Source organism: Alteromonas gilva (assembly GCF_028595265.1).
Classification (GTDB): Bacteria; Pseudomonadota; Gammaproteobacteria; order Enterobacterales; family Alteromonadaceae; genus Alteromonas; species Alteromonas gilva.
The window spans coordinates 613,589-625,062 of the sequence record NZ_JAQQXP010000002.1 but is presented as its reverse complement, the minus strand read 5'-3'; the positions used below and the strand labels follow the sequence as shown (position 1 = coordinate 625,062).

Genomic DNA, 11,474 nt, shown 5'->3' with positions numbered 1-11,474 from the left:
AGCGTTCAATCTGAGCCATGATCAAACTCTTCAATTAAATATATCGAAATTTTGAATTGTCGTTGTGACACTCTTAATGAGTGCCCACACAAATTGTCTTGTTATCTGATTTTTAAAGAACAATGTGCAAAAAGATTTACCTTTCTGCGCAAGGAGCACTTCCGCCACACTCAGCTATTTAACTGAACCTTGCTGCTTCGTGGCTGTTTAGGCTCTGCCGAAGCGGGATGCGTATAATACGCTTTTAATTCTCAATGTCAACACCTTTTCTTAATCTTTTTGTTTAAGTTTTGGTGCTTACTGGCTGCTAAGCGTTTTGCTTGGTAGCCCTTAAGAACTGGCGCGCATTCTACATCTCACACATAAATGGTCAATACTTTTTTGTTGGTTTTAGCGCTTTTTTTAAAAAAAGGGGCTTAAGTGCCTATTTTCACAGCAATATGGTTAACAAATGGCATTCGTTGCGAGATACTTGTGAACTAATATTGTTCATTTTGTTATAAATGAGTAAAATTCAGGGAGCCACCCTTCTTTTCATAACAATTATTAAGGTAGCATTATGAAAGTCAGCTTAATGCAATGTTTTTTAGTCAGCCTCGTTTTGGCTGTTTTAGGTTTTATTTTAACTCATCAAGTCGCTATTGAAGCCCCTGCTCCAGCAGTAGTGGCCGCCTCATTATTACTCAGCGGTATCGTTACTCCCTGGATCGCCTCTTTGTTAGGTACGGCGAGCACAGGGAAAGAATCCGCCTCACGACAGCCGGTCAGCGCCGGGGGCATTGCTGAGGATGTTTCTACACTCTATGTAGGAAACCTGCCTTACAAAGCCAATGAAGCAGCAGTAAAAGCATACTTTGAAGACCATGTTCAAATTCAGTCTGTTCGTTTAATGAAAGACAAGAAAACCGGCAAACGGAAAGGCTATGGGTTTATAGAAGTAATAAATGGTGACATCGACGCCATTATTAGCCAGTTTAACGATTCGGTTTTCCAGGACAGAACGCTGAAAGTCCGGCCAGCCAAAGACAAGGTGACCGACTAACACTATATGATATACAGCGTGCTGTTATCGTTATAGGTTTATCAGATAACACAAAGCCCCCAAACGGGGGCTTTTTATTTATCGTAATTACTCAGCTTTTTGTTTTGGCCCATTTAATTTGCCATTAAACTGGTGAAAGCGATTAATGGCAGACACGACATCAGGTACATGTACTTCCTTCATCTGGTTAATAACGCCGTTCACCAGCGACTGATAGCTGCCACCGTCCTGCACGGTAGAGTCCAATAAGTCATTCATGGACTTAAGTTCTTCCATATACTCTTTGATTGGGCGCAGGTACTGTTTTAGCTCTGATGCATCAGATTGGCCAACCTCCTGATAGGCGGAAATCTTCTCACTAACGATTTGCTGCTGATTGAGTTTTAAGGCAAAGCCTTCCAGCTCGTTCTCGTCAAACCCTAAATCGAGTGCCTTATCCAGAGCCTTGTCAAGGTCGCCATCAAAGAACGACTTACTGACATCGGTAATTTGCTTCAGCAGGTCGCTGATGGCGGTGAGCTCCTGTTTGTCCAGTTCGCCTTTAACCGAAAAACTCAAGCCCCGGTATTCAAAGTACTCCATGCTGGCAGATGTCTGAGTTTGCGCAACAGGTGCACTGTTATTGCCATCATTATTGCCTTCAGAATTTGCATAGTACGTATTTTGCTGGCTAACGCTGTATCGCAGTTGGCGTGACTGGCCAAAGTTAATTTCTACCTCGTCACCGTCTTTGGTCCGGATACGCAAACCCGCTTGTTGGGATTCGCCCAACGCGCCACTGAGTGTTGCGCCATTAATGGCAGTATCGCGAAACGGCGACAACACTTCGTCTTCGAGCTTATTGATGCCCGTACCAATGGCTTCTCTGCTATTACGGATGCCATCACTGATTTCGGGATTCATAAACCCAGCCAGATCTTTTTCGGCCATGGCAATGCCTTTAGCAACTCCCGAGCGAGCCTGACCGAGCAAATCAGTCAGGGTTGCTTCGTCGGCGCCGCTTTTGGCTGCACCACGCACCACCCCGCCGACAAACTTTAATACGTTGCTTGCGACCTTTTCAAAATCAAAACCCAATTTCTCTTCGCTTGGCGTGTCATATTGAGCGTTATTATAACGGCGCTCATTAATGACGACCTGCTGCTCAAACGAACTGACCAGTAATGAGCTTGCAACCCGGCTCTGCGATACAGACACCTGACTGGCAGGTTGGTCTGCAACAACCTTTGTATTGCTGAGTTGACTATTTTGCTGAAACTCACGCGCCTGGCGTAAGCCCTCTTGTTGAAGCTGCTTTTTAAGCGCCACGTCTGGTTTTTCAACCGTCGTTTGAGCACCCTTAGCCGCTGGAATCGATTCCACAGTCATAATTTAATCCTCTCTCACCTCATTAACTGTATCGGCAGAAAGTTGAGATAGTTTAATTTTAATACAAAATGAATAAACCGGCGTTGGTATCCAGCCTTTATTTACCCGTGTAGCATTATTGAAAAGCACGGAATAACATGCTTTGTGCGGATTGGAAGTTGCCTTAAAACCCACTACAATGCCGCTCGATTTGCGGGATGGAAGATAAAATGAACATAACAGCACCCTCTGAGGCCGATTATCAGCAAGAGCTCAGTGCCAAAACCACACGCCTGAGCCAGTTACTATTACCCTTCTATACGCGTGATATTGACGTATATCGCTCGGCAATTAAGCATTACAGAATGCGCGCTGAATTTCGTGTCTGGCATGATGGTGATGATCTCTATTACATAATGTTTGATAAGGAAACTAAAACCCCCTACCGGGTAGATGAATTTCCTGCCGCATCGAAAACCATCAATGCATTAATGAAAACGCTCATAGACCACGTCAGGGATAATCAGGTTTTACGTAAAAAATTGTTCCAGGTTGATTTTCTGAGTGGTTTGTCTGAAGAGTGTGTGATCAGCTTACTGTATCACCGTCCTCTGGACGAGGAATGGCAGGTGGCCGCCACACAATTGCGAGAGCTTCTGGGCCGCGAATTTAACGTAAGCATTATTGGCCGTGCCCGGAAGCAAAAAGAAATTATTGGTCACGATTACATTATTGAGCAACTGCCGGTAGACGGTAAAACCTACCAGTTCAAACATATCGAAAATAGTTTTACGCAACCGAATGCGGTGGTAAATACCCATATGATTGAATGGGCAATTGCGCAAAGTCAGCCATTGCAGGGTGATTTGCTGGAACTGTATTGTGGCGCGGGCAATTTTTCTATTCCGCTGGCTGCGCACTTTGAACATGTGGTGGGCACCGAAATCGCCAAACCTTCGGTGGAAGCGGCACAATTTAACATCCGGGTAAATGATATAAAAAATGTTCAGATTGCCAGGCTTTCGAGTGAGGAATTTGTCGAAGCGCTGGAAGGCAAGCGCACCTTTGAACGCCTGAAAAACATTTCTCTGGACGATAAACAGTTTAATACTGTGTTGGTAGACCCGCCACGCGCTGGTCTCGATCCCGCGACCACCGCAATGATAAGCCGTTTCGAACACATTCTTTATATCTCCTGTAACCCGTCAACCCTGGCAGCAAACCTTGAAACCTTATCGGCCACTCATGAGGTAGAAAGTGTCGCCCTGTTTGATCAATTCCCTTTTACCGACCATATCGAAACAGGGGTCAGGCTAAAGCGGCGTTAATGATTAGACGCCGGGGGTGTCTGGCAATGACTGCAAATAAGCCAGACTGCCTAACTGGATAAAACGTAACTGACGCTTTAAGCGATTACTTATGGCGTTGCGCAGTATGGTGTCTGCTTCCAACGCATCAGCGCCGGCACTAAAAACCAGCCTGACCATTGCTTCGGCCTGCAGCACTGCAACATCATAGGGAATGCGCAGTTGCTCAATAATGTAATCACTGAGCTCATCGGTAAAGTGTTGTATTTCGCGTGATACGGCTAACCGATACGCTGCAGAAGTGCCAGTATGCTCGCGCAGCAATAATCTGAATACATTACTGTTAGCCGCGATAAACTCCATAAAGGTATCAACCGATGTATCTATCACGCCGCCACCGGAAGCAATTCGACGCCGGGCCTGGCGCATGAGTTGCCGCAATGCCAAACCAGCTTCATCCACCAGGGTCAGCCCTAACTCATCCATATCTTTAAAATGACGATAAAACGAGGTGGGGGCAATACCGGCTTCTCTGGCGACTTCACGTAAACTAATAGCCGAAAGCGTCCGGTTCTCATTAAGTAATTGAAATGCGGCAGCAATAATATTTTGCCGGGTTTTTTGCTTTTGTTCCTGACGGCTCAACGAGCACCTCCTCCTCATTCTTAAGGCTAATATTAACGGTATTTACCTTGCGAAACACCTCTTTTAAAGCTAAATTAGCGTACACTTGTAAGCTGAGAGTGAATTATGAACAAGCCGCGTTTAATTATGACTAACGTGCTGGTCTTTGTGGTGACCGGACTAATCGCCTTTGTAGGCGCGCCTTTATGGGCCTTTTCATACGGATTTGACACCACCGAAATTGTGACCACCGTTGTATTATTTTTTGCCACCGGGATGTCTATTACCGCTGGCTACCACCGTTTGTGGGCCCATAAAACCTATGATGCCCATCCGGTCGTTAAGGTAGTACTCGCGATAGGCGGCGCCATGGCGCTGCAAAACAGTATACTGCACTGGTGTTCAGACCATCGTGTCCACCACCGGCATGTGGATGTTAACGACAAAGACCCCTATTCGGCTAAAAAGGGCTTTTGGTTTTCCCATATTGGCTGGATGCTGCGTGAATATCAGGCAGAGAGTTACGATGATTACAGTAACTGTAAAGACCTGCTTAAAGACAAAGTAGTCATGTGGCAACACAAGCATTACCTGGCTATTGTGTTGGCCTCAAATTTTGGTATTACTGCGCTGCTTGGCTGGATAAACAGTGACGTATTAAGCATGATACTGCTGGCTGGGGTTTTCCGTCTGGTTATGGTTCATCATGTGACATTTTTTATTAACTCACTGGCCCATTACTGGGGAAGCCGTCCTTACACCGATACCAATTCTGCCCGCGATAACGGTATTATTGCGTTGTTTACCTTTGGTGAGGGCTATCACAACTACCACCATATCTTTGAATACGATTACCGCAATGGCATTAAGTGGTATCAGTACGATCCAACTAAATGGCTCATCAAAAGTTTATCTTTTGTTGGATTAACTAAAAATCTGCGTACCTGCCCGGAAGAGCGTATTGAGAAAGCCCGTCTGGCGATGCAGTTAAAATACGCCAGCGAGAAAGTGTCGATGCTGCCAAATGGTGAAGAGATCATGCAGACTTTGCATAAAGAGTACGATGTGCTGATGCAAAAGATGAATGACTATTACACAACCAAAAAACGCATCATGACCTTGCGAAAGGCGCATTTGATTCGAAGCATAGACCGACTGGAGCTCGATTTTAAATATAAAGAGCTAAAGCAGTCACTCTTACTACAGAAAGAAAAGTGGCTCAAACTCAGCCAACTGGAGTTTTCCTTCAGCTAGATTGCAGCGCGGCAAATGTCTGTTTAGTTTGCCGCGCCTTTACACTTTTAGCGCACTATAAATCTCTCCACTCCCTTGCAAATCTGCAATATTAGACAACACTTAACATACGTAAAAAGACGCATTGGGTACGTAGCAAAAAGTACATTCGTTTGAATTTTCAGTACAAGTATCGTTGTTGTTTCGACGTAAAGGAAATGGGATGAGCGAACTGTTTGAATTTAGTGAACCTGAGGACCTATCTTCGACCAGGCTGGATAGTTGGAAAGTACTGAGTGTTGAAGATGATAGCGCGTACCAGGACGTGTTGGGGCTGGCGTTACAAGACTTACAATATCAGGAACGCGGCATAGAGTTGCTTAAAGCTAACTCGGCGGCAGCGGCTGCTAGCATACTCTCTGCACGAGACGATATCAGCCTGATACTACTTGATGTGGTAATGGAAACCGACGATGCCGGGTTGTTTCTCATTGAGACCATACGCAATGTTATTGGCAATAGCATAATACGCATTGTGATGCTTACCGGCCAGCCTGGCGTGATGCCCCGTAACGAAGCTATCCATGAGTACGACATTGCCGAATACTGGAATAAGACAGATCTGCACGCTGACAGACTAAAAAGCGTGGTGATAAGTAACCTGCGCACCTGGCAAACTTCGTATCAACTGCAGGTAGCAAAGCGTGGCTTGCAAATGATTGTTGATGCATCCCGATCATTAACCCCCAAGCAAAACACTAAAGAATTTGCCAACACAGTTCTCGAAGCAATTACCCGGGTTATTAACATACCCAACTCTGGCGGTATCGCCTGTATCGTTAAGTCAAAATCCGATAGCGTTGAGATGGCCCCCATCGTGGCTGCCAGCAAACATTTTAAATCTTTAATTGAAGCCAGACTTGAGCACCTCTTTAAATTATTTACAACCCAGCATCAACGGAGGGTGAAAAAGGCCATTTACAGTGCCTGGCAAAACCAACAACACGCTTTCGATGGTAACTTTTCGATACTGTATTTCGATACCAGTGAATACGATGGCCAGCAGTACCTGATGTATGTCGACTCACCATTGAACCTTGATACCAGTCACCTAAAGCTACTACAGGTATTTTCTGAAAATATCAGCAGTGGTTTTGTCAATCAGGCGTTGATGAGCCGATTGAGCGAACTGGCTTATCTGGACAGCGCAACAGGTATGCATAACCGTAATTGGTTGGTCAGAGAGCTCAACCAGCAAACAACAGGTTGTCGCAGCCAAACAACGCTGGTGCTGTTCAGACTGCTTAATTACGAAAGCACAGAAATGGTACTGGGTCATACATACGCCACCACCATACTCAAAGCGTTCAGTGACGCGGTAGAAACACACTTTCCCGAACATTATCTGTCGGCGGTTTGGGACCAGGAGACTATAGCGTTGGTATTTAAAACCGGGCATCAGCCGCCAATTACCGACCTTGAGGCGTTTCGCGCTGAGCCGATTAAGATGGATTACCTAGATATACAACTGCAATCTCAAATTGGCCTGCTCGACTTTTCGGATGTCTCTGCGCACAATCTCAATCAGGTATTGGTACTGGCCAATCAGGCATTAAATAAAGCTAAACTTAACGGTGAACTCGTCGTTAAATTTGACGATGCGATGATGCAGCGCCTGGTCAAGCGAACGCAAATTTTATCCGAGCTAAAACAAGCGCTAATCGCCAAAGATGGCTTTTTTATGGTGTTGCAACCCAAGGTTAAATTAACGACCGGTGAACCTGTAGGTTTTGAAGCGCTGCTACGTTGGCGTACTCTCAATGGTGAGTTGTGTCCCCCCAATGAGTTTATTCCTATTGCCGAGGCATCCGGGCTGAGTCTGGAGATTGCCGAGCTGGTTCTGCATCAAACTATCGCCGCGATTCAACGGCTAATGGGGGCTGGCTACTGTCTGCCAATCTCCTTTAATTTAGCCAACAGTGATATTACCAGTGCAGTGATTTTTAATGCCATACATCGTGTCATCGACAATCAAAGTATCCCCCCCGAAATGTTGGACATTGAAGTAACCGAGAGTCAATCCACCCAGGATTACTCCGTCATTAACCCCATACTACGCAGCCTCATTGATAAAGGCGTTGGAGTGAGTATCGATGATTTTGGTACCGGCTATTCTTCTTTATCGCAACTAACGGAACTGGCCGCCACGACCATTAAGGTCGACCAGAAATTTGTACGTGACTTATCGGCCAAGCAAAACGGTAACGCGATACATATTGTTCAAATGATTAGCAAACTGGCAGAACGATTTAAATTTAATATGGTTGCCGAAGGCGTGGAAACAGAGCAACAACGCCAGTTACTTATTGATAATAAATATGAAATTGCGCAAGGCTACTTATTTGCGCGGCCCATGCCGGTGGAAGATGCGCTGATTTGGTTAGGGTCACAGTCAGAGCAGGGCCGTTCCAGTAGTGATTAATCATGCGCTTTAAATTGTCGGGACTGACTGAATTGTGGAGAGGGTTGTGGTTGCTGTTCACATTGTTTGTCTGCGTATCAACGTACCGGTTTATTTATAGTGATGATATCGCGCAAGTAAAGCGGGAACTGGGAACAATACAAAACAGTCAAACCAATCAGGCCGCACTTTTAATTAACCGCAAGCTCAGTTTAGTTGGCACGTTAATAAAACTGTTTAAGCACGAACTTGGCTTAATTAACCCTTCCCCACAAAATATTGAACAAGCCTTTGTGACCATGTTTGAAGTGTATCCCGACATTCTTCAGGTACGCTGGATTGGCATGTCTGGCAACGAAAAAATACGAATTGATCAACGCCACACCGGCGAGCTTATTAGTGTCCAACCTACCCAGTTGCAAAACAAATGGAATCGCTACTACGTTAAAGAAGGGCTCAATTTGCGCCCCGACGAGGTCTTTATTTCGCAGATTGATCTCAACATTGAAAATGGACTGGTCCAGCTTCCACACCAGCCGACATTACGCGCGGTGATGCTGGCTGAGCAAGCAGAACTCGGCCGGGGGCTGTTAGTCATTAATTTTGATCTGCGCTCGTTAGTGGCAAATTTAACCGCACTCAATGAGGATAACAGCAATTTACTGATCGCTGCTGGCACTAATCGATGGATTGTACATCCGGATCCAGACCGGCTCTGGCACCCCGATCTGGGTTTAACGGGAGCCGGTATCGCTGCCGATGAACCCGCACTTTGGGCACGGTTGTCCCAACATCAAGAGTTATTAGGTAACGTACTCGGCAACCGTATCTATACTGCGCTAACCTTACCGTCACCCTACACTGGGGACAATGGACTGCAGCCGATATACATTGTCGCCAGAACCCCCGAAGCGCTGCTAGTAGAATATCGTCAACGAGCCAAAATGACAGCTCTGATGACTGCCCTGTCGGTTGGCTTAGTTGGGGTCGCCGTATTGCTGCTGTACGTGCGCTATACGGTATCACTTAAAAACCTGAATAAAGCCCTGCAGCTGCAGCGCGATAAACTACGCAGTAGCCTCGCGCAACAAACAACACTCATCGGTGAATTGGCAGAATCAAGAAAACTGTCATCACTAAGCGTTATGGTTGCCGGTCTGGCCCATGAACTCAATACGCCGGTGGGCGCCACTAAACTGGCGTTGTCTAATCAGGAAATATTGCTAAAAAGACTCATCGAGCAAAAACACGCCGGGCTCACTAAAACGGCATTTGACGATTACTTAACTGATTCACAACTAACCATGGCGCAGGCGCTTAAAAACAATCAACGAGCGATAGATTTAATCTCCACCTTCAAAACATTGACCTTCAAGCGCGCAAACGATGAGCTGTGTACTTTTGATGCGTGTGAACAAATCACTGATTTATTGCAGTCGATGAAGAGTATCTTTAAAAAGCACAACGCTGACATCACCAATCTGTGTAAAACACCGGTAAAACTGTGTGGCTTTCCAGGTGCCTTCAGCCAAATCGTCCAAATTATTATCATCAACGCCCTGGAACATGCTTTTGATAAAACGGCCAACGCCACTATCGAGGTTGATTGCGCTGCGCGCAACGACGATATCGTGGTGATCATTGGCGATAACGGCAAAGGTATCGAGAACACATTGATACCCAAGATATTCGACCCATTTTTTACTACCCGGCGTGACGACCACCACATAGGTCTCGGTTTACATATGGCGAAGCTCTGGATTGAGCAGGCCTTTGATGGCCATATTAAGGTGACAAAATCGCACTTGGGCGGCGCAGAGTTCACGCTGTTTTTTAAGCAACAAATACTGTTACCAGACTCAGCTGATCTGAGAAATAGCTAAACATATCAGTATTTTTTGCTACTATGAATTGGACTATTTCATTTTATTATTCCAACGCAAGTTGAACAGCACACGATTATGACAACCAAGAAAAAACCAGCTAAACAAAAGTTTCAGTTTGATGCCATTGTAATTGGCACCGGCCCGGGCGGCGAAGGCGCAGCGATGCAGTTGGCAAAAGCCGGTAAACGCGTTGCCGTGATAGAAAAATACAAAGCCGTCGGTGGCGGTTGCACGCATTGGGGAACCATTCCTTCTAAAGCACTGCGCCACTCTGTTAGTCGTCTCATTGAGTACAATACAACCCCTTTGTTTGCCGACAATCATGTGTCCCGTAATCTGACATTTTCTGACATAATGAAACATGCCAGCGGCGTTATCCGCAGTCAAACCCGGCTGCGTTCTTCTTTTTATGATCGCAATCGCGTTTCACTCATCCATGGTGAAGCGAGCTTTATCGATCCTCATACTGTAGAAATTACCCGTAACGATGGCTCTAAAGAAATCATCACCTCAGAAAAAACCGCAATCGCAACCGGTTCGCGCCCGTATTGTCCGAAAGACATCGATTTTAGTCATCCACGTATTTATAACTCCGATACCATTTTAAATCTCGACCACGAACCAAAATCCATCATCATCTATGGTGCTGGTGTTATTGGTACTGAGTACGCGTCAATTTTCAGGGGCCTTGGCGTTAAAGTTGACTTAGTCAATATGCGCGATCGCCTGTTGTCTTTTTTGGATGCGGAAATCTCTGATGCATTAAGTTACCACCTGTGGAACAACGGTGTGGTTATTCGCCATACCGAATCTTACAGCTCCGTAGAAGGGCGCGAAGACTCGGTTATACTTAACCTTGAGTCCGGTAAGCGCATGCGAGCGGATTGCCTGTTATTTGCTAACGGCCGAACCGGTAACACCGACATGCTCAATCTTAACGCTGTGGGCCTCAAAGCAGATTCACGCGGACAGCTAAAGGTTAATGAAAACTATCAGACCGAGGTTGAAAACATTTATGCCATCGGCGATGTTATCGGCTATCCAAGTCTGGCCTCAGCCGCTTACAATCAAGGGCGGTTTGCCGCTGAAGCCATGCTGCAGGGTAACGCCAACGCGCAACTCGTAGAAGACATCCCCACGGGTATTTACACTATCCCGGAAATCAGTTCGGTAGGTAAAAACGAGCAGGAGTTGACGCAGATGAAAGTACCTTATGAGGTTGGCCGTGCGCAGTTTAAACATCTTGCCCGGGCTCAAATTGCCTCTACTCAGGTGGGAAGCCTCAAGATTCTGTTTCATCGTGAGACAAAAGAAGTGCTGGGGATTCACTGCTTTGGTGAGCGTGCCTCGGAGATTGTTCATATCGGTCAGGCGATTATGCAACAACAAGGGGGGGGTAACACCATCGAGTACTTTATCAACACCACCTTTAATTACCCTACAATGGCAGAAGCATACCGTGTTGCAGCGCTAAATGGGTTAAATCGTATTTTCAGTGACTAAACAAAGCTAATTCGGCTGCGCCAGCAGACTGTGGAGTGTATAGTCAACGCCCGGTCTGTCGCTCAGGCGTT

General features: G+C 46.0%; 8 protein-coding genes. 6 read left to right on the top strand and 2 right to left on the bottom strand.

The features are described from left to right. Positions 1–559 precede the first annotated feature (559 nt). Positions 560–1,042: an RNA recognition motif domain-containing protein gene (locus OIK42_RS16370; RefSeq protein WP_273642141.1), complete on the top strand. Its 483-nt coding sequence runs from the start codon at positions 560–562 to the stop codon at positions 1,040–1,042. Positions 1,043–1,129: 87 nt separating this feature from the next. On the opposite strand, the gene OIK42_RS16365 is transcribed toward OIK42_RS16370, so the two are convergent. Beyond that, positions 1,130–2,410: a DUF5610 domain-containing protein gene (locus OIK42_RS16365; RefSeq protein ID WP_273642140.1), complete on the bottom strand. Its 1,281-nt coding sequence runs from the start codon at positions 2,408–2,410 to the stop codon at positions 1,130–1,132. 215 nt (positions 2,411–2,625) lie between these two features. On the opposite strand from OIK42_RS16365, the gene trmA reads away from it, so the two are divergent. Then, positions 2,626–3,717, top strand: a complete 1,092-nt coding sequence (gene trmA / locus OIK42_RS16360; RefSeq protein WP_273642148.1) for a tRNA (uridine(54)-C5)-methyltransferase TrmA — start codon at positions 2,626–2,628, stop codon at positions 3,715–3,717. A gap of 3 nt (positions 3,718–3,720) precedes the next feature. Here the strand turns inward: trmA and fabR are convergent, their stop codons facing one another. Further along, positions 3,721–4,341, bottom strand: a complete 621-nt coding sequence (gene fabR / locus OIK42_RS16355) for an HTH-type transcriptional repressor FabR (RefSeq protein WP_273642139.1) — start codon at positions 4,339–4,341, stop codon at positions 3,721–3,723. A gap of 105 nt (positions 4,342–4,446) precedes the next feature. On the opposite strand from fabR, the gene OIK42_RS16350 reads away from it, so the two are divergent. The 4 genes from OIK42_RS16350 to sthA all read left to right on the top strand — a co-directional run bounded on the left by OIK42_RS16350 (position 4,447) and on the right by sthA (position 11,403). Beyond that, entirely contained in the window at positions 4,447–5,574 is a 1,128-nt protein-coding gene (locus tag OIK42_RS16350; RefSeq protein ID WP_273642137.1) for an acyl-CoA desaturase, read from the top strand. Between the two features lie 202 nt (positions 5,575–5,776). Beyond that, a complete protein-coding gene (locus OIK42_RS16345; RefSeq protein ID WP_273642136.1) occupies positions 5,777–8,035 on the top strand; it encodes an EAL domain-containing protein in 2,259 nt (752 codons plus the stop codon). A 2-nt stretch (positions 8,036–8,037) separates the two neighbouring features. After that, positions 8,038–9,897 (top strand): sensor histidine kinase, encoded by a 1,860-nt coding sequence (locus OIK42_RS16340; protein WP_273642135.1) that lies wholly within the window; start codon positions 8,038–8,040, stop codon positions 9,895–9,897. 78 nt (positions 9,898–9,975) lie between these two features. Further along, the gene (gene sthA, locus OIK42_RS16335) at positions 9,976–11,403 is read left to right on the top strand and encodes a Si-specific NAD(P)(+) transhydrogenase (protein ID WP_273642134.1); all 1,428 of its coding nucleotides are present in this window, start codon (positions 9,976–9,978) and stop codon (positions 11,401–11,403) included. Positions 11,404–11,474 lie beyond the last annotated feature (71 nt).

Coding starts and splice junctions, on each gene's coding strand:
- OIK42_RS16370 (WP_273642141.1), top strand. CDS start 560: ATGAAAGTCAGCTTAATGCAATGTTTTTTAGTCAGCCTCGTTTTGGCT.
- OIK42_RS16365 (WP_273642140.1), bottom strand. CDS start 2,410: ATGACTGTGGAATCGATTCCAGCGGCTAAGGGTGCTCAAACGACGGTT.
- OIK42_RS16350 (WP_273642137.1), top strand. CDS start 4,447: ATGAACAAGCCGCGTTTAATTATGACTAACGTGCTGGTCTTTGTGGTG.
- OIK42_RS16345 (WP_273642136.1), top strand. CDS start 5,777: ATGAGCGAACTGTTTGAATTTAGTGAACCTGAGGACCTATCTTCGACC.
- OIK42_RS16340 (WP_273642135.1), top strand. CDS start 8,038: ATGCGCTTTAAATTGTCGGGACTGACTGAATTGTGGAGAGGGTTGTGG.
- sthA (WP_273642134.1), top strand. CDS start 9,976: ATGACAACCAAGAAAAAACCAGCTAAACAAAAGTTTCAGTTTGATGCC.